A 23,886-nucleotide genomic window follows, 5' to 3' on the forward strand; every position below is an offset into this window, starting at 1 on the left:
GCTCGAACATGAGGAATTCCGCCATGGCCACCGTCGCCGAACCCCGCCCCGTCGAACGCCCCGAAATCGCCGCGCACCCCTATACCACGGGCATCCACAAGCCGATGACCGACGAGCTGACGCTCGAGGAACTGGCGGTCGAAGGCGAAATCCCGCACGATTTGGACGGCCAGTATATGCGGATCGGGCCCAACCCGCTGACCGCGATCGATCCCGCCAAGCATCACTGGTTCGTCGGCGACGGCATGGTCCACGGCATCCGCATCAGCGACGGCAAGGCGCTCTGGTACCGCAACCGCTGGCTGCGCTCGACGCGGGTCAGCGAAGCGCTCGGCGAGGAACCCATCGGCGGCACGCGCAGCCCGCTGAGCGATACGGTGAACACCAACGTCATCGGCCATGCCGGCCGGATTTTCGGCGTCGTCGAGGCGGGCGGTTTCCCCGTCGAACTCGGCCCCGAGCTCGAATCGATCGAGCATAGCGATTTCCAGGGTACGCTCGAAAAGGCGTTTTCCGCCCATCCGCACAGGGATCCCGAAACCGGCGAGCTGCACGCCATCTGCTATCTCGCGCCGGAAATGAACGTCGTGCGGCACGTCGTGGTCGGCGCCGACGGCAAGGTCCGCCGCGCCGAGCCGGTCGCCGTCGAGCACGGCCCGAGCATCCATGATTGCGCGATCACGAAGAATTACGTCGTCGTGATGGACCTCCCCGTTACCTTCTCGATCGAGGCGATGGCGGCCGGCTATCCCTTCCCCTATCGCTGGAACCCGCACCACAAGGCACGGATCGGCCTGCTCGGGCGCGAGGCAGCGGGCGACACCGTCGTCTGGCACGATGTCGACCCCTGCTACGTCTTCCACCCGGCCAATGCCTATGAGCGCGAGGACGGCGCGGTCGTCATGGACGTCTGCGTCCATGACAAGCTGTTCCACCAGAGCTCGCGCGGGCCGGACGACAGCCGGATGAGCTTCGAGCGCTGGATGATCCCGGGCGACGGCGCGAAGGTCGAACGCGCGGTGATCGATCCCGATCCGCAGGAATTCCCGCGGCTCGACGAACGGCTGACCGGCAAGCCCTATCGCTACGCCTATTGCACCGAGACCAACAACGCCGGGAGCGAATTCGTCGGCGGCAACCGGATCTACAAGCACGATCTCGAGGCCGGCACGCGCGAAACGCACGATTTCGGCGAAGGCCGCTATCCGGGCGAGTTCGTCTTCGTCCCCCGCGCGGACGGCGAGGACGAGGGCTGGCTCGTCGGCCTGGTCGTCAACGCGAATGACGACAGCACCGATTTCGTGATCCTCGATGCCGCGGACTTCACGGGCGATCCGGTGGCGACCGTCCACCTCCCCCATCGCATCCCGCCGGGCTTTCACGGCAACTGGGTGGACGCCGAATAGCGCCACCCGCCGCCGACCGGGAGCGCATGATGACCCGCCTGCCGATGGTGATTTACGCGGCGATCGCGCTGAGCAGCCTCGTGCTCGGCGCGCTGTATCTCTTTTCGCCGACTTTCATGCCCTATCATGCGGTTGCGGTCGGCGCGGAATGGAGCGCGGTGCCGCCCGAATACCGCATCTTGATCGGCGCGCTGCTCGATGTCGCCGGCGGCGGGTGGCTGGCGCTCGCATTGGCGCTGTTCGCGCTCATCGCTTTCCCGATCAGGCGCCGCGAACGCTGGGCCCGCTATACGGCGCCGCTCCTCATACTCGCGTTCAACATCCCGACATTATGGGCGACCCTCTCCGTATTCCGCCATACGCCCGCGACCCCGCCCTGGTTTGCCGTCGCCGGAACCTGCGCGCTGGCCCTGCTTGCGCTGGCAATCGACCGGCCATGGCGCCGATCCGCCTCCCCGCGCCGAACCTGACGGTCTCCGCCGCAACGCCGCCCGAAAATATCGGCTTGGGCTCGGACAACCAAAACCCCGTTGCAATCACTTGTGCAGTGCCGCATGATTCTACCCACAGGTACGAAAACGAGCGATTGAGCCAATGACGAAGCAATGGACCCCCGATAGCTGGCGCCCGGATAGTTGGAGAGATGCGACCGGCATCCAGATGCCCGCCTATGACGACGCGGCGGCACTCTCCGATGTCGAGGCCACGCTTGCCAACTATCCGCCGCTGATCTTCGCCGGCGAGGCGAAACAGCTGCGCGCCGACCTGTCCGAAGTGGCGGAGGGCAAGGCCTTCCTGCTCCAGGGCGGCGATTGCGCGGAGAGCTTCGCCGAGTTCAACCCGACCAATATCCGCGACACGTTCCGCGTGATCCTGCAGATGGCGGTCGTTCTCACCTATGCATCGAAGGTCCCGGTCGTGAAGGTCGGGCGCATGGCCGGGCAGTTCGCCAAGCCGCGCTCCTCGGACGTCGAGGAGCAGGACGGCGTCTCCCTCCCTTCCTATCGCGGCGACATCGTCAACGATATCGGCTTCGACGAGAAAGCGCGCGTGCCCGATCCGCAGCGCATGATCCGCGCCTACAGCCAGGCTTCGGCGACGCTCAACCTGCTGCGCGCCTATGCGTCGGGCGGCTATGCCAACCTCCATCAGGTCCATAGCTGGACGCTCGATTTCATGGGCAAGAGCCCCTGGGCGCAGAAGTTCGAGGAACTGGCCGGCCGGATCGGCGACGCGCTCCAGTTCATGGACGCCTGCGGCATCGACGCCGAGCGGGTGCCGCAGCTCAACGGCACGCAATTCTACGTGTCGCACGAAGCGCTGCTGCTGCCCTATGAGGAAGCGCTGACCCGCCGCGACAGCCAGAGCGGCGACTGGTACGACACCTCGGCCCATTTCCTCTGGATCGGCGACCGCACGCGGTTCGAGGATTCCGCGCATGTCGAATATTTCCGCGGCATCGCCAACCCGATCGGCATGAAATGCGGGCCGAGCCTCGATCCCGACGATCTCCTCAAGCTGCTCGACACGCTCGATCCCGAGCGCTCGCCGGGCCGCATCACGCTGATCAGCCGCTTCGGCCATGACAAGGTGGAAGAGGGCCTCGCCCCGCTCGTCCGCGCGGTGAAGGCCGAGGGACATCCGGTCATCTGGTCCTGCGATCCGATGCACGGCAATACGATCAAGGCGGCGACCGGCTACAAGACGCGGCCCTTCGACCGCATCCTCGACGAGGTCCGCGGCTTCTTCGCCGTCCACCGCGCCGAAGGCACCTATGGCGGCGGCATCCATTGCGAGATGACGGGACAGGACGTCACCGAATGCACGGGCGGCGCGATCGACGTGACCGAACAGAATCTCGCCGACCGCTACCACACCCATTGCGACCCGCGCCTCAACGCCGGGCAGAGCATCGAGCTGGCGTTCCTGCTGGCGGAAATGCTGAACGAGGAAAACGGCCGGCGGCGCGAAGCGGAGAGCGAGGCCGCTTAACGCCGAAAATCCTCGGGCGATATCCGAAAGAAGGCCGATATCATGCGACTGCCAGCGACGGGGCGACCCTGGGACGAAGTGAGGACCGACCTGCTCGAGCGCGGCAGCGGCGATGCCAAATGGCGGGACGGCAAGACCGCCGTCTATGTGTTCAACGCCGGCGACGAAATCGCGGCAATCCAGAAAGAGGCCTATACGGCCTATATGTCGGAAAACGGCCTTGGCCCGGCCGCCTTTCCGTCCCTGGCGCAGATGGAAAAGGACGTGATCTCCATGGCGCTGGGCCTGTTGCACGGGCCGGAAGGATCGACCGGGGCCATGACGTCCGGCGGCACGGATTCCATCACGATGGCGATCAAGACGGCGCGCGATCATGCGCGCGCGAACGGCGACGCTCCGGAAAGGAGCAATATCGTCCTGCCGCAATCGGCCCATCTGGCGTTCGACAAGGCCTGCCATCTGATGGATATCGACGTGCGGCGCGTGCCGCTGAAAACCGACGGCACGTTCGAAGCCGATGTCGCGGCGATGGAGGCGGCGTGCGACACGGACACCATCATGATGGTCGGGTCGGCGCCGAACTTCCCGCACGGGATCATCGATCCGATCGCGGCGCTGGGCGAAGCGGCGGAACGGAAGGCCGTATGGCTCCATGTCGATGCCTGTGTCGGCGGCTATTTCGCGCCCTTCGCCCGGATGAACGGCGTGCCGGTCCCGGCCTTCGATTTCGAGGTGCCCGCGGTCAAGTCGATCAGCGCCGACCTGCACAAATATGGCTATGCCGCCAAGGGCGCTTCGACGGTCCTGTTTCGCTCCGAAGAACTCTACACGCACATGCCGTTCGAATTTTCCTGCTGGTCGGCCGCCCCGATGATGACGCCGACGCTCGCCGGCACACGGCCCGGCGGCGCCATCTCCGCGGCCTGGGCTATCATGAACTATCTCGGGGTCGACGGCTATCGCCGGCTGCAGGGAGAGGTATGCGCGACGCGGGAGCGGCTGGAAGAGGGCGTGAAGGCCCTGGGCTTCGAAATTCTCGGCAACCCGCTGCTCGGCCTGATCGCCTTCCGCCATCCCGACCATCATGCCCTCGCGCTCTACGGCGAAATGTATCGCCGCGGATGGTTCACGTCGGTGACGATGGAGCCTCCGAGCCTTCACCTGATGCTGTCGCCCAGACATTCGGAATTCATCGACGCCTATCTCGAGGACCTGGCCGCCAGCGTACGGACGGTCGCGGCAGGCGATGACAAGGCCGCCGAGACGGTCGAGGCGCGGTACAGCTAGCGCAGCGACGGGGGCGGCGGCATTCATTGCGAAACAACCGGTCAGGACGTCACCGAATGCACGGGCGGGGCGCCCGAGGTGACCGGACGGAACCTCGCCGACCGCTACCACACCCATTGCGACCCGCGCCTCAACGCCGGGCAGAGCATAGAGCTGGCGTTCCTGCTGGCGGAAATGCTGAACGAGGAAACGGAGCGGAACCGTTCTGCCGGGGGCAGAACGCAGGCCGCGTAGTTGACGGCGGGAGAAGGAAGCCGAGGCGGCTTAGCTATTGAAAGTGCTTTGCGTATGCGGCGACTAGACGGTTCGAATCTTGCCCATCGATCAATCCGAAATAGATTTTCCGTCCTTCAGTTACTGATTTCGCGATTGCCAAGTTCTGGATTAGTTCGAGAACAGAAGAATCGATCTCGCGCCAATGATGGACCATTAAGAGTTCGACAGGTTCCGAAAAAAGACGCTGAGCCTGATCGCCATTCTTTCCCATTTTCCCGGGAACGAGTTTTGCTTTCAGCCCAGGGCCTTTGAACGCAAATGCCGCCGAGATGCGGGTGCCGTTCAGTTGCACCCTTGTGGTCATCAGGTCGCTTTTTTCTCCGCCCCAATCTTTGAACTCTGCCGCCTCACCAATGATGCTCTTGATCCCATTCTTGAACGCGGTCTCGGAAAGCCCATCGAGCTTCTTGTCCGTTGACTGAACGCTTCGCACTGCCGAAAATGAGTCAATATCATCGACGGTCAATTGCTTGGCTTCAAAGAGAGCTTTTGGAATCGCAACCTGTTTGACCGAAATTTGTGTGATCGCCGTTTTTGGGGAGCGCTTTGTCGAGAGATTCACAAGCTTCTTAGGGTTTTCAGCCAACGCCAAGATTCTTGATCGATTTTTCTTACAGAACGCCGTTTTGAAATAAACCGTCTGCTTTGCCGCACCGTGCTTTAAGCTTATTCGATCCTTTCTGACCATCTGAGCTTCGTGCAACTGCAGCCCTACATCAAGCACAGCCTTTCGCGATAAACCTGTGTCTTCAGCAATCCAAACCACGGTCTTAGGGTTTGTTTTGCCCTTATACACCGACTTAAAAACTTTCTTTCTTCGCTCCGAACGCTTCAGCACGTTAGCGTGATGCTCTAGACTCTCATTCTCATTCGAAATCGCGTCGTGAACAATCTGAGTCGCGGCCATGATTCCGAGCTACTTTTCGTCCGACTTCTTTGCGAGCATTCTGCTTATTGATGCTTGGCTGGTACCGATTGCAGATGCAATTTTGGCTTGAGAATGCCCTTTCTGCAGTTGATCAAATATCATTAGCCGCTTGATCATATCCAAGTCGGCGGCAATCTGCGACAAGAGCTTCTCAGACATGTCCTAGATCTCCTTTTTTATTGCTGCCGCCAGACCTTTTGGGATCATCCGGCTCATCGTCGCATCGCTAACTCCCAACATCGCAGCGATGTGGGTTTGCTTCACTCCACTCTGGAGGAGCTGCAAAATCATCAGTCGTTTAACGGACTCGAGCTCATGATTCTCCGACTGATCGCTCACTCGATTTCTCCTGCTTTCCTAGCTTTGGACAACGCCACGCTCACAGAGTTCGGCGAAGTTCCAATAATTTCAGCAATCAATTTGGGGCCCAAGCCGGCTTTGTGGAGAAACAGTATGCGTTCCTTCTGTCCGTCAATGTGAGACGTAAGCGCCTGCCCTTGGAGACGGATCAAAACGTCCAACCGATCGACAACTTCCTCGTTCAAACTGCTGGCCATGGAATTCGCTCTTCCTAATTGATTACCAAGTCTTCGGATATCGGATAGACATGAATCGGCTTTTCCACCTTGTCCTCAACCACGCGGACTACGATACCGAGATCAATCCACCTCTTAATAGATTTGCTCAAATTCCCGCTATCCAGCTTGGTTATCTTCGCGATTTGGCTCTGTGTATTCGTACCATCGCACATATTAAATGCTTGTATTTGCTTTAACATTCCTTTCCTTGGAGCTACCATCGCAACTAGCTCACTGGGCGGAAATGTCTGCCTTGCAACGGTTGCCAAAATGGCCCTCAGAAGTCTCTCTTCATTACCTTGTTCCATTTTGACACCCTATTTCACATCTCATGCCAAACGAACAATATAGGAACATTTGTAACTTTTGCAACCACGCAATTCGCGAATACCCACAGAGGTAAGGCTGAGTTTGCAACGAGATCCTCTATATCATTGTATTGAATTGCTATTTTTAGTTTCCCTTTTTCAAGATTATGCATACCAAGCTCGTTGAATGACCGCTCGCCCCTTGCTCGCTTCTCTCTACGCGCCGAACCTCGCCTGATAAACACGCCGTTTCTCAGCGTGCCGCGATTTCCCTGTCCTACACACCCCTTGCCCTGCTATCCTCCGCCACGCTCTTTGAACGCGTCGATCTCTTGCGCCCGACCGCATAGCCAAGCCCGAGTCCGCGCTATTCGCGCCGCTGTGCGTCCACTTTGTCAACTTTGGGTAGGATAGCCTGCGGCACCCCCAGCGAGTGTCAACCAGTGTCAACCGGACGAGAACTTTATAAATCCTCCCCGGCACCGGGAGGATTTGGCTCACCGAAATTCCACGCCCTCGAACGTCCCGCTCTTCAGCCAGCCGTCGAGATAGGCGAAATAGGCCTGGGCGCCATGGGGATAACCGACAAAATATCTGGATTCCTCGGTCGGCTGGCCTTCGTTGTTGTAATAGCCGGGCGTGCATTCGGTCGAGCCGATGACCATGCCGGGGCCGGTCATCAGCAGCGCGACCCATTGGTCCTGCGCTTCCCTGGTCACCTCGACCTCTTTCGCGCCGGTCGCCCGCGCATGGGCGATCATGATCGCGATCGCGCGGGCGCATTCGACGAGATTGTGCGGATAGTTGGAAATCAGGTGAGCGCCCTGGGCGGACTGGACGAGGAACAGGTTGGGAAAGCCATGGACATGGATGCCGTGTTTCGAACGCATGCCGTCTTCCCAGGCCTCGGCCAGGGTCAGCCCGTTGCGGCCGACCGGATCGAAACCCATGCGCCGCTCGAGGGTCGTGCCGACCTCGAAGCCCGTCGCATAGACGATGCAGTCGACTTCATATTCGGTGCCGGCGACCACGACGCCTTTCTCGGTGATCCGCTCGGCGCCCTTCCCGTCCGTGTCGATCAGGTGGGTGTTGGGATTGTTGAAGGATTGCAGATATTCGTCATGGAAACAGGGCCGCTTGCAGAGTTGGCGGTACCAGGCTTTCAAATCTTCCGCCGTGTCGGGGTCTGCGATCAGCGCGTCGACGCGGGCGCGGATTTCGGTCATCTTCTGGAGGTCCGCATCTTCCCAGGCGGCGAGCATATTCTCGACCGTCAGCTGGTCGGGCGGTAGGTCCCTGACCCGCTCGCGGAAGCGGCGGGTGAGGTCGGTCCAGCCGTCCTGCACCAGATCCTCGGTCGCATGGCCAAGGCCCTGGTTCGCGGTGAAATTGTCGAGCCAGCGCTTTTGCCAGCCTTCGGTGGCGATTTCCTCGAACCAGTCGGGATCGATCGGTTCGTTGTTGCGGATATCGATCGAGGACGGCGTGCGCTGGATGACGAACACCTCTTTCGCGGCGCTGGAAAGATGCGGAACGATCTGCACGGCCGTCGCGCCCGTGCCGATGATCGCGACGCGCTTGTCGGCGAGCTTGTCGAGCAGCGCGCCGTCGGGATCGCCGCCCGTATAGTCGTAATCCCAGCGGCTCGTATGAAAGCTGTGGCCCTGGAAGCTCTCGATGCCCGGAATGCCGGGGAGCTTGGGGACGTGCAGCGGGCCGGTGCCGAGCCCGACGAAATCCGCCGTGAAATCGTCGCCGCGATCGGTCGTGATCCGCCAGTGCGAATGTTCGCCTTCCCAGACCAGGCTCTCGACCTTCGTATGGAAAACCGCTTTGTCGTAGAGATCGTAATGCGTCCCGATCCGCTGGCAGTGTTCGAGGATTTCGGGCGCATGGACGTATTTTTCGGACGGCATGTGTCCGGTCTCTTCGAGCAGCGGCATATAGACCATCGAGGCCGTGTCGCATTGCGCGCCCGGATAGCGGTTCCAGTACCAGGTTCCGCCGAAATCGCCGCCCTTTTCGACGATCCGGAGATCGTCGATCCCCGCTTCCTTCAGCCGCGCGCCCGACACCAGGCCCGAAAAGCCGCCGCCGACAAACGCATAGGTGACATGATCGGTCAGCGGTGCGCGTTCGGTCCGTTCGGCGTAGGGATCCTCGGCATAATGGGCGAGCTGGCCCGTGAGCTCGACATATTGGTCATTGCCGTCCGCACGCAGGCGCTTGTCCCGTTCCTCCCGATATTTCGCCAATATCGCCTGTTTGTCGGCAGGGCTGATCTCTGCGGTGCTAGCCATGGCTTTCCTCTAACGTAAACGTTAAATGCGCACCGCCCTTTGTGCGCAGTCAGCCGTGTCGCGTCAACTTTGGCGGCCTAGGCGGGTTTTTGGGTGAGGCTAGGCGCCAGATGCGGGCCGGAATCGCCGGCCGATATCTCGATCCGGTTCCGGCCCTGCCGCTTGGCGACGGCAAGCGCCGAATGGGCCGCACTTTGAAGCTTCCTGCTGTCGTGACCGGCAGCCATCGCAACACCGATACTGACCGTGATCATGTCCTCGATCGAAGGGAAGGCCTGGCCGATCCTCACGATCGCCATATGCCGCAGCGCCTCGGCGCGCAGTGCGGCTTCCCCGGCATCGGCAACGTCGAAAAGCACGGCAAATTTGTCGCCATCCAGGCGATACGCGCCCTTGGATTGCCCCTTGGCCACGGTCTCGCGCAGCAGATTGGCGAGCGTGCGGAGTACATTGTCGCCGATCTGCCGGCCGTGCAGTTCGTTGGTCCGCCCGAACCGGTCGATGTCGACCACCGCGAGCGCACCCTCCGGTTCTTCGCGCAGCGCGAGATCGAAGGCGCGCCGATTGGGCAGGCCCGTCAGCTCGTCGGTAAGGGCCCGGCGCTCCTGCTCGATCTCGCGCGAGATTTCGTCATCGCGTTCCCGCCGCAGGACCACGAACCGGTCGGCTACGCCGAACGCCGTCACGATCGCCTCGATCGTGAGACCGAAATAGAGCGAGAAATCCATTTCGGGCGGCAGGATATAGACATCGAGTCCGCGCGCGATCCGGTCGATCGCGACGACGCTGGTGAACGCCCAGCCGCCAAACAGGAACAGGCCCGCCCGGCTTCTGCGCCGGAGCAGGCGGACGATCAGGACGGCAAAGACGATCACCGCCGGCGCATAGGCGGCATGATAGATGTTGCGGGCGAGGAACGGCATATCCCGGGCGATCGTCAGCATGAAGACCGTATTGGCGATCAGCAGACCGCTCACCGCGCAGGCGGCGATACGTTCCCGCCGTGTCAACATCCCTTCCTCGACGAACGAGACCGCGAAGAATCCGAACATGCCGATCGCGAAGGACACGGAGGCATAGGAGGTCATCAGCCGGACCCACAGGGTCGTGTCCGGGAAGAAATGCATCATCAGGTTCGAAGAGGCGAAGGTGTAGACGAGGATGCCCGCCGCCATCATCGCGTGGAGCAGCATGAAGCGGTATCGCATGAACAGGTAGAAGGCGATGCTGTAGAGGATCGGGACGAGCGTCAGGCCGCAATAGATGGCGAACAGGACGGAGCGGCCGTAGCGCTGCCGTTCGGAAGAGGTTTCGGTGATGACCTCCATCGCGGTGTAGATCGCGGTCGACCACGGCCGGTCGAGTCCGATGAAGATGGTGTCGATGGCGCGCCCGCCCTCGGCCAGCGGCAGGGAGAAGCGTGCGCCCGCCGTCCAGGAATCGGCGACCTCGCGCGCATCGAACCGGCGGATGTCGATACCGCCGTCCGCGTACCGCACCGCGACCGTGACCTGTTCGAGCGGCGCGAAATCGCTTTCCAGCCGCAAGGCTTCCTCCGGCAGGTCCAGCTCCCCGCCATCGATGCGCAGCCAGACATGGTGGGCGCGCACCTCCATCGGACCCGCACTGCAGACGAAATCCGCCTCCCGCGCCATCGCATCGGCGGCGTCCAGCGGATCGGCGCTGCTCAATATGCAAGCCCGGTCGAACACGGGTACCCAGGAATTGGCGGCGACCGCCGCGGCCGGCGCAAACAGCGCAGCCAGTCCGGCCACGGCCAGCATCGCCGAGAAAAAGGCGCGCATCGCCGCCATCAGGCGACCGATCCATCGAGCCGTGCAGCACAAAAGGGCTGGTGTGCGCGAAGGGTGCGCTGTCGGTCCATGATCAAATACCTCTAGCCCCGGCCCACGAGTACGGCTTTCATAAACGAACGCGGTTTGAACAAAGGTTAACGCCGGGATGAGATGGTGGCTTGAATCGGCCCCGCTATCGACAAATGCGGGAACATGATTAACCATCGCACAAAGTCAGGGGTGATGCGATGTATGCGGTCAATCTCGAACGATCTTTTTTCGCCGCGCAGACCGACACGCCCTTTCGCCCGACGACTTTTGCCGCACTGCTTGCGAAGCAGGCCACCGAGCACGGCGATGCCAAGGCCTTGCGCGAACTGCTGCCGGATGGCGCCGTCGGACGGGAATGGACCTATGTGGAACTGCGCCGCGACGCCGAAAAGCTCGGCCGCGCGCTTACTTCGCGTCACGAGCGCGGCGCGCGGATCGCGATCTTCGCCCACAATCTCCCCGAATGGATTCTGATCGAACTGGCAACGGGTCTCGCCGGGATCACATTGGTCACGGTGAACCCCGCGTTCAATGTGCGCGAGCTCACCTATGTGCTCGAACAATCGGGCGCAGAGGCCGTCTATTTCGTTCCCTCGGTCCGCGGCAATCCGCTGACGCCGGTCGTCGACGCGGCCTGCGCCGAGCTGCCGCAGGTCGCGCACCGGATCCTGCTGACCGATCATGACGCGCTGTTCGACGGGCACGACCGGGGCGAACTGCGCGAGACGGCGCCCGAAGACGTGGTCCAGATCCAGTATACATCGGGCACGACCGGTTTCCCGAAGGGCGCCCTCCTCCATCAGAAAGGCCTGATCCAGAACGGCGCCGACATATTCCACCGCTGGAACGGCCAGCCGGGGGAAAGCGTGGTGCTGGCCGTTCCCCTGTTCCACACGGCCGGATGCGCGATCATCGTCTGCGGTGCCCTGTCGAGCGGGGTCACCATCCTGCTGGCGCCCGGCTTCGATCCGCAGATGATCGTGCGCGTGATCGAGCGCGAACGGCCCGCGCTCGCTGGCGGCGTACCGACGATGCTGTTCGGGATGATCGCGGCGGCCGAAGAGACCGGTTGCGACGTCACCTCCGTCAAGGCGTTGATGGGCGGCGGCGCGATGGTCGCGCCAGAGCTGGCGCGCAAGGCGCGCGCGGTCTTCGATGCGCCGATCCAGATCGTCTACGGCCAGACCGAGTGCTCGCCGGGCATCACCTATGGCTGGGCCGACGACAGCGAAGCGGACCTGACCGGAACGATCGGCCAGCCCCTGCCCCACATGGATGTCGCGATCCTGAACCCGCACGACAATTCGGTCTGCGCGATCGGCGAACAGGGCGAGATCTGCTGCCGCGGCTATAATGTCATGGCGGGCTATAACGACAATCCCGAGGCGACCGCCGAGACCATCGACGAAGAAGGCTGGCTCCACACCGGCGATCTCGGGACGATGGACGAACGCGGCTATCTGAAGATCACCGGCCGGGTAAAGGAGATGATCATCCGCGGCGGCGAAAACCTCTTTCCGGCCGAAATCGAGAATGCGATGCTCGAGCATCCGGCGATCGCGGAGGTCGCGGTCGTCGGCGTTCCGGATAAAAAATGGGGCGAACTGGTCGCCTGTTTCATGCGCGCGGCTGACGGCGAAAAACCGGCACCGGAGGAACTCAAGGCGTTCGTCCGCGAACGGCTGTCGCCGCAGAAAACGCCCGCCTACTGGATCTGGGTCGACGATTGGCCGCTGACCGGATCGGGCAAAGTGCAGAAATTCGCGTTGCGCGACGCATTCGAGCGCGGCAAGCACGATGCGCTGACCGCCTGACCGTCCTTCGCGAATCCCGCGCGGTTAACATTTGATCTGGCGCCGAATTCTTCGGGCCATATAGTCGGGCGCACCTCTCGGGAGAGCCATGACGTGGCATTCGATATCACGGCGCTGAAGCCGTCATGGCTCGACGGCTATGAACGCCGGAGCCTTTTCGCCGACCTGCTTGCCGGGCTCATCCTCTCCGTTCTGCTCGTTCCCCAGGCCATGGCCTATGCCCAGCTTGCGGGCCTGCCGCCCGAAACCGGCCTTTACGCGGCGCTCGCCCCGCCGCTGCTCTACCTGTTGTTCGGCACCTCGCCCTATGTTTCGCTGGGACCGGTGGCGCTGGTGTCGCTGCTCGTGGCGGAGGCGACCGGCAACGGCGACATAGCGCCGCTCGACGGTGCGATGATCATCGCCATCGAAGCCGGCATCATTCTGTGCCTGCTCGGCCTGTTCCGCCTCGGCCGGTTGGTGAATTTCATCAGCGAACCCGCATTGCTGGGCTTCACCGCGGCGGCCGCCCTGCTGATCGCGACCAGCCAGCTTCCACCGCTGCTGGGTCTCGACGTCGCCCGGAGCGGCAATCTGATCGGCACCGCTACCGCCCTGCTGCCGGTTCTCGGCGACACCGTCGTTGCCGCATTGCTGATCGGCGGCGGCGCGCTCGTCCTTCTCCTGCTGGCGGACCGCTATGCCGCGGCCGGGCTATGGAAAGCCGGTATCCGTCCGCCATGGCGCCACGCCATCGTCAAATCGGTTCCCCTCGTCATCATCGTCGGCGCGGCGCTCGCCGTGCAGCTCGCCGCACCCGACGTAGCGACCGTCCAGAAGACCGAAGGCGGGCTGCCGGCGCTTACGCTGCCGCCCATCGATCCCGCCATATGGTTGCGTCTGCTGCCGTCCGCCGCGGTGGTCGCCATCATCGCTTTCGTCATCGGAACGGCCGTCGCCAAATCGCTTGCGGGCAAGGAGCGCCGTTCGCTCGACACGAGCCGGGAAGCGCTCGCGATCGGCGCGGCCAATATCGGTGCGGGCCTGACGGGCGGATACGCGGTCGGTGTCAGCCTGAGCCGCTCCGCATTGGTCTGCGACAGTGGCGCGCGATCGCCGCTGGCGTCGATGGTCGCGGCCCTGGTCGTACTGGCCGTCCTGCTGTTTTTCGCCGACGCCCTGTCCTACCTGCCGCAGACGGCGCTTGCCGCGCTCGTCATCAGCGCCGTGTTCGGTCTCGTCAAAACCCGGGAGATCGCGGCGATCTGGCGGTACAGCAAGATCGAGGGCGCCGTGTTTCTGGCGACGCTTCTGGCGACGCTCCTGCTTGGCGTCCAATGGGGCCTGGCGGTCGGCGCGCTGCTCGGCATCGCCGCGTTCCTCTGGTTCTCCAGCGTCCCGCGCGTCACGCGTGTCGGATCGATGGACGACGGAGACTCCTTCCGCTCGATCGATCGCGAGGAAGTCGAGGTCGACACGATGCCCGTGCTGGTGGTCCGGATCGACCGCTCGATCTATTTCGGCAACGCCAGCTATTGCGAAAACCGGATTCTGGAAGAGGTGGCCCGGCATCCCGAAGCGACCTGCCTGATCCTCGACATGCGCGCCGTGAACACCATCGATGCGAGCGGCATCGCGATGCTGGAACGGCTGCTGGACAATCTCGACGCGAAAGACCTGTCGATCAATTTCGCCGCGATCCACGAGCCGATCTGGGAGGCGCTGCAGGCCAACGGCCAGGCGCGGCTGCGCAGTTTCTACCGGACCGTCGCCGAAGCCGTGGAAGAATGCGGCGGCCGGTCCGAAACCGGCTGATCATTCAATCGGAAAACCGGGTCAGACAGGTTCGGCGGCCACCTGATCGCGCGCCACCTCGGCCGCGATGTGACGGAACGCCTTCTCGAAGATCGCCGCCGGCTGGCCGCCATTGATCACATATTCCCCGTTGACGATGATCGTCGGGACCGACTGCACGCCGCGGCCGCGCTGGTGCGACTGGGACTGGCGGACATGGCCGGCATAGTCGTTGCCGGCCAGGATTTCGCGCGCCCGGGCGCCATCGAGCCCGACGGACTCCGCAACGCCCGCCAGCGTCTCATGGTCACCCATATTCTTCCCGTCGGTGAAATAGGCTTCGAACAGCGCATGTTTGAGCGCGCGCTGACGGCCCTCCTCCATCGCCCATTCGAGCAGGCGGTGGGCGTCGAACGTATTGTAGATGCGAAAGCCCTCTCCCGCGTTCATCGTAAAGCCGGTTTCCTCGGCGCGCGCCCGAATCTCGCCGCCGCGGCGCTTCGCCTCGTCCGGAGAGATGCGATATTTGCTCGCAAAATAATCGGCGCGGTCCATGCCCTCGGCCGGCATGTCCGGATTGAGCTCGAACGGTTCGAAGCGGATATAGGGCTCGATCCCGTCGCCGATCGCGGCGAGCGCCGCCTCCATGTTCCGCAGCCCGATCACGCACCAGGGGCAGGAGATATCGGATATGAAATCGATCCTGAGTTGCGTCGTCATGATGCGCTCCTGCGATGGGCCTTGGCTTCGGCCGGCGATATGGATGCCCGGCCGGAGGGACTCGCCGGAAAGTCCAATCATAGCACAATTGCCGCGATGAGTTGACCTCCGCCCGTCTCGCCCCTAAGTCAGCCGCCCGCAAGCGATGCTTGCCATGGCCCCTTCGTCTAGCGGTTAGGACGCGGCCCTCTCACGGCTGAAACACGGGTTCGATTCCCGTAGGGGTCACCAGCATTTCCATGCATGTAATTGATTATAATAGATAAATTACAGGAAAAGGCGATTTCGACGCCACTTTTCCCGTAATCCGTTCGCTATTCTCGGCGACCCCTTCTCGAATTCGATGACGATGGCATCGATACGGCCTTCGACGATGCGCAGGCGCACGACGCCCTGTTACACGGTCTGTTCGGGAACGATAGCGAAGGCGAGCGAGCACTGGGCAACACCGATCCGGAAAGACCGGGTATGCGGTCAGCAGCTCCGGAGCGCTTCCCGCGCCCGGGCATAGGTGTCATTGCGATCGAAATCGGTCATGCCCCAGCGTTCGGCGAGCGCATCGAATTGCATAACGGTTTCCCGATAATAGCGGCAGGCCTGGGCCCGCTGCCCGGCCCGCTGGTAGATGTCGCCCAGGCCGTTTAGCTGGATCGCGACATCGCGGAAGAAGCCTTGCTCGTCCGGCTGTTCATCCGATAATTGCCGGCGCACGGCGAGCGAGGCATTGGCCCCGGCAATCGCTTCCTGGAAACGCCCGGCCGAAGACAGGGTCAGCGCCCGCTGCCCGCCGATCACTGCCAGAAAGCGGAACCCGCCGCGGTCGTCGGGATCGGCTTCGACGAGCCGTTGCGAGATGCGATAGGACCGGTTCAGAGCCTCAATCGCCTCGTCCTGCCGCCCCGCCTCGTCGAGCGATCCGCCGCGCGTCCACTCCACTACCGCGAGATCGCGCTGCATGTCGGCGGAATCGAGACCGCGCGCGATGCCCTCCCGCAACAGCCGCGACGCAACGCCCAGTTCGCGGACGGAGCCTTCCACATCGTCGAGATGATAGAGCGCGTCCCCTTTCACGCGATAGGCGCCGGCGCGCGCGCGCACGGCCGCTTCGCCTTCGCGGATTCGGGGGCTCAGGCTATCGAGTTCGGCGATCGCGCTGCCCGTGGCGGCAATCGCTTCGTCAAGTTCTTCGGCCCAGTAGAGGTTATGCGCCTCGGCGACATAGGTCCGTGCGCGCTGCAATGCGCATGCATCGGCGTCCTCGCACTCGCGATCGAGCACGGAACGGGCGTGCACCGCAAATTCGCGCCCTTGATCGACCTCATCCGTAAACATCACGGTCGTGTCGGAACGGGCGGTTCGCGCCTCCGCCAGGGCGAGCGCCACCGCTTCATTGTCGGGATGTTCGGCGAGCAAGGCGGTGAGCAACTCGTCAGCACGGCGATAATTCTCCATCGCCTCTTCGCGCTGGCCCAGCGTTCCGCCACCGATTCCGCCCATCACATCGGCGAGCCGGATATAGCCGCGCCCGACCTCCAGCCGCACATCCACCGATGCACCGGGTTCGCGCGACAGGGCGTCAAGATAGCGCTGCGCCGTCGAGGCCAGCAACTCGCGCGCGACCGTCGAGCCGGGCACAGCGTCAACCGCATCATAGACGTCGAAGAGCATGGTGGTGGCGATTTCGCGCGTCGCGGCGAAACTGCGTTCGGCGCGCGCCCGTTCGCGTTCGGCCTGGTTGTAGGCGTAAAGCGTGCCCAGCAGCGCACCGATCAGCACGATCACGGTCAGCGCGCCCGCGATGACCGGCGCCCGGTTGCGTTGGTAGAACTTGCCGAGCAGATATCTCCGCCCGCCGCCACGCGCGGCGAGCGGACGCACGGACCGGAAGCGCTTGACGTCGTCCAGCAGCGCATCGGTCGAGAGATAGCGCTCGTCCGGATCGTCGGCCGTCGCCTTGGCGATGATCGCCGCAATATCGCCATCGTCCGCCCAACGGACGGCGAGCAGCTTGAGCAGCTTGCCGAGGGAATAGATGTCGGTCAGCGTCGTCGTCGGCGCGCCGCTGATGCGTTCTGGGGCTGCAAAGCCGGGAGTCAGACTCAGACCCGTGAGCGAGCCCTTGGTATTGCCGGCCTCCGCTTCCTTGAACTCCGGCGGTTTGGCGATGCCGAAATCGATAAGCTTGGGTTCTCCCTCCGGCGTCACGAGCACGTTGGACGGCGTCAGGTCGCGGTGCACGATCAGGTTCTGATGCGCGAAACGCACGGCTTCGCAGACGGTCTCGAACAGGGCCATGCGGGCATCGAGATCGAGCCGCTGGGCATCGGCCCATTTTACGATCGGCATGCCCTCTATATATTCCATGATGATATAGGGATTGCCGTCGTTCGTCGTCCCGCCGTCATAGAGGCGCGCGATATGCGGATGCGAGAGACCGGCAAGCGTCTGCCGTTCGCGCTCGAACCGTTCGATCAGCGCATCCGTCAGCGCGCCGGGCCGGATCAACTTGATCGCAACCTCATGATCGAAATCGCCGGCATCGCGCCGCCCGCGGAAAATGGCGCCCATGCCGCCTTCGCCGATCTGTTCCTCTATCGCATACGCCCCGACGCGCTCGGGCGGGCTTTCCCAATCGGACATCGCGCCCATCCCGCCGGTTTCGATCAGTCCGCCGGCGACATTCTCGGATTTCAGCAGTTTGCGCAGCCGCGTCTCGACGGCGGGGTCGTCCGGGCGGTTCGCATTCAGCCAGTCCTCCCTCTCGTCCTCCGGCAGGGCAAGAATCCGTTCGAGCAGCGCGAGCGCCCTTTTCTCGATCTCCAGCTCGTCATTCGGCATCGTCGTGCCCCAGCGCATCCGCCAGCCAGACGCGCGCCGCTGCCCAGCGCCGCTTGACGGTCGGTTCCGACAGCCCCGTTACCACCGCGACATCGGCGATCGACATTCCGCCGAAGAAGCGCATCTCGACGATATCGGCATTTGCCTGGTCGATCGCGGAAAGCCGCAACAGCGCGTGATGCAGCGCCTGCAAATCCATACGCTGGCCGTTGTGCAGACCGGTCATAAGCGTGACCCGTCGATGGCGGCGCTTCTCCGCATTCTTGGCGCGGACGTGATCGATGAGCACGCGCCGCATCAGCCGCGACGACAGCGCCAGAAAATGCGCCCGGTCCCGCCAGTCATACTGTTCGCTGTTGATGATCCGCATGATCGCTTCATGCACGAGATCGCCGGGCGCGAGCGAAACCTGATTTTCATAGGCGAGCAGGTTGGCCGCCTTGCGTTGGAGACGCGGATAGAAAAGGCGGATGAGTTCGTCCTGTGCCGCGTCGTCTCCGCCGCGCCATCGTCGCAGCAACTGCGTCGCCGATCCCTCCGCGTACTCGGCCATGCCACTCGCCTCCCGGCGCTGGATATCGTTCCCGCCCGAACACTGCCCGCGAGTCCGGGGATTGTCCAGCGGGAACAAGGGGATCGCATCAGAACGGAACACCGCACGGGATCGGCCCAGTTACCGCCATCGAACCGGTCGGTCGAATTGCCGAGCGGCGCTCCGTCCGATGGGAATGTTTTGCGATTTGCGCGGGGCATCGTGAAGCCGCCCGCGCGGACGCCACAATCGATTTTCCGATTATCTCTGACAAAGCTAAGTCGTTTCCCGCGGCGCCGCGCTTCGGATATATTCTCCCAATAACCCCAAGACATAGGAGGCGGATATGGACGCGAAGACCGGTGAAATGGGCGGCGGATGCCCGATGGGATTCGATGGCGAGGGACGCTCGCTGCTGGGACGGACCAATCGGGACTGGTGGCCCGACCAGCTCAATCTCGAGATACTGACCGAAAGCGGCGCCTCGCCGGACCCGATGGGCGAGGATTTCGATTATGCCGAGGCCTTCAAGGCGCTCGACTATCAGGCGCTCAAGGACGACCTCACCGCCCTGATGACGGACTCCCAGCCCTGGTGGCCGGCGGACTACGGACATTACGGCCCCTTCTTCATCCGCATGGCGTGGCACGCCGCCGGCACCTATCGCACGGGCGACGGACGCGGCGGCGCCGGCAGCGGACAGCAGCGCTTCGCGCCGCTCAACAGCTGGCCGGATAACGGCAATCTCGACAAGGCGCGCCGCCTGTTATGGCCGATCAAGCGGAAATACGGCCAGAGCATCAGCTGGGCCGACCTGTTCATCCTCACCGGCAATGTCGCCATCGAATCGATGGGCGGCCCGGTGTTCGGCTTCGGCGGCGGCCGCAAGGACGTTTACGAGCCCGAAACCGTCTATTGGGGCACCGAAGAGAAATGGGTCGATCAGGGCGCCGAAACGCGCATCGTCCCCGATGAAGGCAAGGCGCTGGAAAATCCGCTCGCGGCGATCCAGATGGGCCTCATCTACGTCAACCCGGAGGGGCCGGGCGGCAATCCCGATCCGCTCCAATCGGCACGCGACATGCGCAAGACGTTCGAGCGCATGGCGATGAACGACGAGGAAACCGTCGCGCTCACCGCCGGCGGCCATGCCTTCGGCAAATGCCATGGCGCGATCCCAGCCGACCAGCTCTCGGGCAGTCCCGAAAGCGAGCATCTGATGCTCCAGGGTTTCGGCTGGTCCACCGACGCCGAGCAAATCGCCGAAGGTCACATCACGACCTCGGGTCTCGAAGGGGCATGGACGCCCAACCCGACGCAATGGGGCGGGGACTATTTCCGCCTGCTGTTCAAATATGAGTATGAGCTGGTCGAAAGCCCGGCGGGCGCCAAGCAATGGACCCCGGTCGATCCCGATCCGGAAGACATGGCGCCCGACGCGCGCGATCCGTCCAAAAAGGTCCCGACGATGATGACGACCGCCGACATGGCGCTGAAGATGGACCCGGACTATCGCAAGATTTCCGAGCGTTTCCGCGACGACCAGGCGGCGCTGGACGATGCCTTCGCCCGCGCCTGGTTCAAGCTGTGCCACCGCGACATGGGCCCGAAGGTCCGGTATCTCGGCCCCGAAGTGCCCGACGAGGACCTGATCTGGCAGGATCCGGTTCCGGCCGGCACGATGCCGAGCGACGGCGCGGTCGACGACTTCAAGTCGAAGATCCTCGACAGCGGCCTGTCGATAAGCGAGCTCGTCAAGGCGGCCTGGGCGTCGGCGTCGACCTATCGCCGGTCCGATCATCGCGGCGGCGCCAATGGCGCCCGCATCCGCCTCGCCCCGATGAAAGACTGGGACGTCAACGATCCCGAAGAGCTGGCGAAAGTCCTGGCCAAGATCGACGAGCTTCGCGGCGACATGTCGATGGCCGACGCAATCGTCCTGGCCGGTTCCGCCGCGGTCGAGAAGGCGGCGAAGGACGCCGGATTCGCCATCGACGTTCCGTTCCTTGGCGGGCGCGGCGATGCGACCGAGGAACAGACCGACGCCGAAAGTTTCGAACCGCTCGAGCCCTTCGCCGACGGCTTCCGCAACTATCTGCGGACCAAGGCCAGCGTGAAGACCGAAGACATGCTGGTCGACCGGGCGCATCTGCTCGGCCTGTCGATACCGGAAATGACGGTGCTGGTCGGCGGCCTGCGGGCGCTCGGCGCGGTGAGCGGCGACACCGATATCGGCGTACTCACCGACCGGCCGGGCCAGCTCACCAACGACTTTTTCGTCAACCTGCTCGACATGGGCACCGCCTGGACGGTCGTGGACGAGAGCGGCGACGAGGAGTTTGTCGGCACGGACCGGGCCAGTGGCGAAGAGAAATGGCGCGCCACGCGCACCGATCTCGTATTCGGCTCCAATTCGCAGCTTCGCGCCGTCGCCGAAGTCTATGCCGAGAACGGGCATGAAGAGAAGTTCGCGCGAGACTTCGTCGCCGCATGGACCAAGGTGATGAACGCCGACCGGTTCGACGTCGCATAAGCCACGGGAAGTCGTGATCCGGCAATGGGCCCCGCCGCGGTTCCGCGCGGCGGGGTCCTTTTTTCAGTATCCGAGCGCCTGCCCGTCCTTGCGCATCTCCGTCGCCCCGGCATAGACGCCGGTTTCCGGATCGCGCACGATCGCCTGGTAGCCGCCGAACATTACGCCATCCTCGACGATCTCGACATTGTGGCCCATCGCGCGCAGCCGTTCGACCGTCTCGGCCGGGATGCCGGGCTCGACGCTGAGCGTGCCGAGAAGATCGGCGCCCGTGCCGGCCAGATCGTCGGTCGGGCGCCGGCCGCCGTCATGGTTCAGCCGCGCGGCGTCGCCGGCTTCCTGCACGTTCATGCCGTAATCGACCATGTTGATCAGCACCTGGACATGGCCCTGGGGCTGCATGCCGCCGCCCATCAGCCCGAAGCTCATGAACGGCGCGCCATTGCGCATGACGAAGGCGGGGATGATCGTCTGGAAGGGGCGCTTGCCGGGCGCATAGACATTGGGATGATCGGGATCCAAGGAGAACAACTCGCCGCGATCCTGGAACATGAAACCGAGCCCGTTGGGCACGAGCCCCGATCCCATGCCGCGATAGTTGGACTGGATCAGCGAAACCATCATGCCGCTGCTGTCGGCGACGGTGAGATAGGTGGTGTCCCCCTCCCCTTCGATCCGCGGATCGCCCGGCGCGGGTTCGGGATTGGCGCGCGCCGGATCGATCTCGGCGAAACGGCGGCGGCCATATTCCTGCGAGAGCAGGCCCTCGATCGGGATGTCGGCAAAGGCCGGATCGGCGTAGAAACGGCCGAGATCCTCGAAAGCGAGCCGCTTCGCCTCGGTGATGTAGTGCAAGACTTCGGCCGAGCCGCGCGGCCATTGCGACAGATCGACATTGCGGAGGATGTTGACCATTTGCAGCGCGGCGAAGCCCTGGCTGTTGGGCGGCAATTCGCACAGTTCGTAGCCGTCGCGATATTCGACGCACCCGACATCGACCCATTCGCTTTCATGCGCGGCCATGTCCTCGTAGCGCAGGTCGCCGCCGATCCGCCGCATATAGGCGTCGATCGTCCGGGCGATCTCGCCTTCGTAAAAGGCGTCCCGGCCGCCGGCCGCGATCGCGCGGTAGGTGGCGGCGAGATCGGGATTGCGGAAGATCGAACCCACCTCCGGCGCCCCGTCGGCGAAATAGGTGGCGCGCGCATTGTCGAAATCGCCGATCATCTCGAGCCGCTGCTCGAAGCCACGCAGGTTGCGCTGGAAATAATAGGCGATCACAGGCGCCATCGGAAAACCGTCTTGCGCATAGGCGATGGACGGCGCCAGTATCCGGTCCATGCCGAGCCGGCCGAACCGGCCGTGCAGCTCGAACCATCCGTCGACCGCACCCGGGACCGTAACCGGCAGATGGCCGAGCGGCGGGATCGACGTCGCGTCTCCGAGCGCGGCGCGCAGTTCGTCATAGCTGCGGCCCATCGGGCTGCGGCCCGAGGCGTTCAGACCGTAGAGCCGTTGCGTCTCGGGATCCCAGACGATCGCGAACAGGTCCCCGCCGATCCCGTTGCCGGTCGGTTCCATCAGGCCGAGCGCCGCATTGGCCGCTATCGCGGCGTCGACCGCGCTGCCGCCCTGCTGGAGGATGTCGATCGCGATCTGGCTGGCGAGCGGATGCGCGGTCGCCGCCATTCCATGCTGGGCATAGACCGGGCTGCGGGACCAGGCCGCGCCGACCGGACGGCCGCCGGCGCCGATCGTCTCGGTCGCCGCGACACCGTTGTCCTGCGCCATCGCCGGCGAGGCCATCGGGCACAGGATCGCCGCAACCGCCGCCGCGACCGTGAATATGGGTTTCATCATCTTGCGTTCCCTCGTTTCGGCAGCGCCGCAGCGCTCAGCCTGGAATGTCGACTACGATCTTCCCGAAATGCTTCTGCGCCGCCTGATGGCGGAAGGCGTCGGCCAGTCCGTCCAGCGGGAAATGGCTGTCGATAACCGGCTTGATCCCGTTCGCGTCGATCGCCGCGATCATGTCGCGCTGATCGGCATGGCTGCCGACCGTGATCCCCGTCATGACGAGATTCTTCTGGAAGAACAGCGCGGTCGGCACTTCGCCGGACAGCCCGGTGAGCACGCCGATCAGTCCGATGTGTCCGCCCGTACGGCAGGCGTGGATCGATTGCGTCAGCGTCCCCGGTCCGCCGATCTCGACGACGGTATCGACGCCGCGACCGGCCGTCCATTTCAGCGCCGCCTTCCCCCAGTCCGTCTCTTCCTTGTAGTTGATGACATGATCGGCTCCGAGTTCGGTCAGCCGTTCGAGCTTCTCGCCGGACGAGGACGTCGCGATGACCGTCGCCCCCGCCGCTTTCGCGAATTGCAGCGCGAAGATCGAAACCCCGCCCGATCCCTGCACGAGTACGATATCGCCGGGTTTCGTATGCGATGCGACCATGAGCGCGCGCCAGGCCGTCAGCGCCGCGCACGGCAGGGTTGCCGCCTCGGCGAAGCTGTAGCCCCTGGGCGCCTTCGTGAACGCGCTGGCTGGCGCCGCCACATATTCGGCGGCGAAACCGTCGGCATGGTCGCCCGGAACCCCGAGCCGCTTCTCGTTCGCGCCCTCGCCGTCGGGCCAGAGCGGGAAGAAGAGCGACAGCGCAGGATCGCCGGTCTTCCAGCCGGTAACGCCTTCGCCGACCGCGACGACCTCTCCCGCGCCGTCCGACATCAGGATCCGGCCATCGGCGGTCGGGA

18 protein-coding genes, 1 tRNA gene and 1 pseudogene are annotated in these 23,886 nt (G+C 63.6%); 9 read left to right on the forward strand and 11 right to left on the reverse strand.

What is annotated here, in order from left to right; all coding sequences use genetic code 11:
• Positions 1–23 precede the first annotated feature (23 nt).
• From ACTS1X_RS04020 to ACTS1X_RS04040, 5 genes and pseudogenes are all read left to right on the forward strand, one after another.
• On the forward strand, positions 24–1,406 hold the full coding sequence (locus ACTS1X_RS04020; protein ID WP_442613091.1) for an 8'-apo-carotenoid 13,14-cleaving dioxygenase: 1,383 nt from the start codon (positions 24–26) through the stop codon (positions 1,404–1,406).
• A 26-nt stretch (positions 1,407–1,432) separates the two neighbouring features.
• Positions 1,433–1,876, forward strand: coding sequence for a hypothetical protein (locus ACTS1X_RS04025; RefSeq protein WP_442613092.1), 444 nt, complete (start codon positions 1,433–1,435; stop codon positions 1,874–1,876).
• Between the two features lie 124 nt (positions 1,877–2,000).
• On the forward strand, positions 2,001–3,398 hold the full coding sequence (locus ACTS1X_RS04030) for a class II 3-deoxy-7-phosphoheptulonate synthase (RefSeq protein ID WP_442613093.1): 1,398 nt from the start codon (positions 2,001–2,003) through the stop codon (positions 3,396–3,398).
• A 42-nt stretch (positions 3,399–3,440) separates the two neighbouring features.
• Positions 3,441–4,685 (forward strand): pyridoxal phosphate-dependent decarboxylase family protein, encoded by a 1,245-nt coding sequence (locus ACTS1X_RS04035; protein WP_442613094.1) that lies wholly within the window; start codon positions 3,441–3,443, stop codon positions 4,683–4,685.
• Positions 4,686–4,919, forward strand: a pseudogene (locus tag ACTS1X_RS04040) (3-deoxy-7-phosphoheptulonate synthase); the annotation flags it as partial.
• Between the two features lie 34 nt (positions 4,920–4,953).
• On the opposite strand, the gene ACTS1X_RS04045 reads toward ACTS1X_RS04040, so the two are convergent.
• The 6 genes from ACTS1X_RS04045 to ACTS1X_RS04070 all read right to left on the reverse strand — a co-directional run bounded on the left by ACTS1X_RS04045 (position 4,954) and on the right by ACTS1X_RS04070 (position 10,889).
• Positions 4,954–5,868, reverse strand: coding sequence for a hypothetical protein (locus ACTS1X_RS04045; RefSeq protein ID WP_442613095.1), 915 nt, complete (start codon positions 5,866–5,868; stop codon positions 4,954–4,956).
• A 9-nt stretch (positions 5,869–5,877) separates the two neighbouring features.
• Positions 5,878–6,048 carry a hypothetical protein gene (locus tag ACTS1X_RS04050; protein WP_442613096.1) on the reverse strand — a complete coding sequence of 57 codons (171 nt, stop codon included), beginning with the start codon at positions 6,046–6,048 and terminating at the stop codon, positions 5,878–5,880.
• A 3-nt stretch (positions 6,049–6,051) separates the two neighbouring features.
• Complete coding sequence (locus tag ACTS1X_RS04055) at positions 6,052–6,228, reverse strand: hypothetical protein (protein WP_442613097.1); 177 nt, start codon at positions 6,226–6,228, stop codon at positions 6,052–6,054.
• Positions 6,225–6,446 (reverse strand): hypothetical protein, encoded by a 222-nt coding sequence (locus tag ACTS1X_RS04060; RefSeq protein WP_442613098.1) that lies wholly within the window; start codon positions 6,444–6,446, stop codon positions 6,225–6,227. The genes ACTS1X_RS04055 and ACTS1X_RS04060 overlap by 4 nt, the downstream gene beginning before the upstream one ends.
• Before the next feature lie 826 nt (positions 6,447–7,272).
• Positions 7,273–9,075, reverse strand: coding sequence for a flavin-containing monooxygenase (locus tag ACTS1X_RS04065; RefSeq protein WP_442613099.1), 1,803 nt, complete (start codon positions 9,073–9,075; stop codon positions 7,273–7,275).
• A gap of 77 nt (positions 9,076–9,152) precedes the next feature.
• Positions 9,153–10,889, reverse strand: a complete 1,737-nt coding sequence (locus ACTS1X_RS04070; protein WP_442613100.1) for a sensor domain-containing diguanylate cyclase — start codon at positions 10,887–10,889, stop codon at positions 9,153–9,155.
• A gap of 230 nt (positions 10,890–11,119) precedes the next feature.
• Between ACTS1X_RS04070 and ACTS1X_RS04075 the strand changes: the two genes are divergently transcribed.
• Together ACTS1X_RS04075 and ACTS1X_RS04080 are read left to right on the forward strand one after the other, a co-directional pair.
• The gene (locus tag ACTS1X_RS04075; RefSeq protein ID WP_442613101.1) at positions 11,120–12,736 is read left to right on the forward strand and encodes a class I adenylate-forming enzyme family protein; all 1,617 of its coding nucleotides are present in this window, start codon (positions 11,120–11,122) and stop codon (positions 12,734–12,736) included.
• Positions 12,737–12,829: 93 nt separating this feature from the next.
• Positions 12,830–14,530, forward strand: a complete 1,701-nt coding sequence (locus ACTS1X_RS04080) for a SulP family inorganic anion transporter (RefSeq protein ID WP_442613102.1) — start codon at positions 12,830–12,832, stop codon at positions 14,528–14,530.
• A gap of 21 nt (positions 14,531–14,551) precedes the next feature.
• On the opposite strand, the gene ACTS1X_RS04085 is transcribed toward ACTS1X_RS04080, so the two are convergent.
• A complete protein-coding gene (locus ACTS1X_RS04085; protein WP_442613103.1) occupies positions 14,552–15,229 on the reverse strand; it encodes a DsbA family oxidoreductase in 678 nt (225 codons plus the stop codon).
• Between the two features lie 156 nt (positions 15,230–15,385).
• Here ACTS1X_RS04085 and ACTS1X_RS04090 point away from each other — a divergent pair.
• Positions 15,386–15,460 (forward strand) — tRNA-Glu (locus tag ACTS1X_RS04090).
• A 243-nt stretch (positions 15,461–15,703) separates the two neighbouring features.
• Here the strand turns inward: ACTS1X_RS04090 and ACTS1X_RS04095 are convergent.
• Positions 15,704–18,085: a protein kinase domain-containing protein gene (locus ACTS1X_RS04095; protein ID WP_442613104.1), complete on the reverse strand. Its 2,382-nt coding sequence runs from the start codon at positions 18,083–18,085 to the stop codon at positions 15,704–15,706.
• Positions 18,057–18,620: an ECF-type sigma factor gene (locus ACTS1X_RS04100; protein WP_442613105.1), complete on the reverse strand. Its 564-nt coding sequence runs from the start codon at positions 18,618–18,620 to the stop codon at positions 18,057–18,059. Before ACTS1X_RS04100 ends, ACTS1X_RS04095 begins: the two co-directional genes overlap by 29 nt.
• Before the next feature lie 325 nt (positions 18,621–18,945).
• Between ACTS1X_RS04100 and katG the strand changes: the two genes are divergently transcribed.
• Complete coding sequence (katG, locus tag ACTS1X_RS04105; RefSeq protein WP_442613106.1) at positions 18,946–21,132, forward strand: catalase/peroxidase HPI; 2,187 nt, start codon at positions 18,946–18,948, stop codon at positions 21,130–21,132.
• A gap of 63 nt (positions 21,133–21,195) precedes the next feature.
• On the opposite strand, the gene ACTS1X_RS04110 is transcribed toward katG, so the two are convergent.
• Both ACTS1X_RS04110 and ACTS1X_RS04115 read right to left on the reverse strand, forming a co-directional pair.
• A complete protein-coding gene (locus tag ACTS1X_RS04110) occupies positions 21,196–22,989 on the reverse strand; it encodes a gamma-glutamyltransferase family protein (RefSeq protein WP_442613109.1) in 1,794 nt (597 codons plus the stop codon).
• A gap of 37 nt (positions 22,990–23,026) precedes the next feature.
• Positions 23,027–23,886 (reverse strand): zinc-dependent alcohol dehydrogenase family protein (locus ACTS1X_RS04115; RefSeq protein WP_442613107.1); only part of this gene is annotated, 860 nt, incomplete at its 5' end.

Origin of the sequence: Parasphingopyxis sp. (assembly GCF_052168275.1) — a bacterium.
GTDB lineage: Bacteria > Pseudomonadota > Alphaproteobacteria > Sphingomonadales > Sphingomonadaceae > Parasphingopyxis.

Coding starts and splice junctions, on each gene's coding strand:
- ACTS1X_RS04030 (WP_442613093.1), top strand. CDS start 2,001: ATGACGAAGCAATGGACCCCCGATAGCTGGCGCCCGGATAGTTGGAGA.
- katG (WP_442613106.1), top strand. CDS start 18,946: ATGGACGCGAAGACCGGTGAAATGGGCGGCGGATGCCCGATGGGATTC.
- ACTS1X_RS04075 (WP_442613101.1), top strand. CDS start 11,120: ATGTATGCGGTCAATCTCGAACGATCTTTTTTCGCCGCGCAGACCGAC.
- ACTS1X_RS04060 (WP_442613098.1), bottom strand. CDS start 6,446: ATGGCCAGCAGTTTGAACGAGGAAGTTGTCGATCGGTTGGACGTTTTG.
- ACTS1X_RS04095 (WP_442613104.1), bottom strand. CDS start 18,085: ATGCGCTGGGGCACGACGATGCCGAATGACGAGCTGGAGATCGAGAAA.
- ACTS1X_RS04020 (WP_442613091.1), top strand. CDS start 24: ATGGCCACCGTCGCCGAACCCCGCCCCGTCGAACGCCCCGAAATCGCC.
- ACTS1X_RS04035 (WP_442613094.1), top strand. CDS start 3,441: ATGCGACTGCCAGCGACGGGGCGACCCTGGGACGAAGTGAGGACCGAC.
- ACTS1X_RS04110 (WP_442613109.1), bottom strand. CDS start 22,989: ATGAAACCCATATTCACGGTCGCGGCGGCGGTTGCGGCGATCCTGTGC.
- ACTS1X_RS04070 (WP_442613100.1), bottom strand. CDS start 10,889: ATGGCGGCGATGCGCGCCTTTTTCTCGGCGATGCTGGCCGTGGCCGGA.
- ACTS1X_RS04100 (WP_442613105.1), bottom strand. CDS start 18,620: ATGGCCGAGTACGCGGAGGGATCGGCGACGCAGTTGCTGCGACGATGG.
- ACTS1X_RS04085 (WP_442613103.1), bottom strand. CDS start 15,229: ATGACGACGCAACTCAGGATCGATTTCATATCCGATATCTCCTGCCCC.
- ACTS1X_RS04025 (WP_442613092.1), top strand. CDS start 1,433: ATGATGACCCGCCTGCCGATGGTGATTTACGCGGCGATCGCGCTGAGC.
- ACTS1X_RS04065 (WP_442613099.1), bottom strand. CDS start 9,075: ATGGCTAGCACCGCAGAGATCAGCCCTGCCGACAAACAGGCGATATTG.
- ACTS1X_RS04050 (WP_442613096.1), bottom strand. CDS start 6,048: ATGTCTGAGAAGCTCTTGTCGCAGATTGCCGCCGACTTGGATATGATC.
- ACTS1X_RS04045 (WP_442613095.1), bottom strand. CDS start 5,868: ATGGCCGCGACTCAGATTGTTCACGACGCGATTTCGAATGAGAATGAG.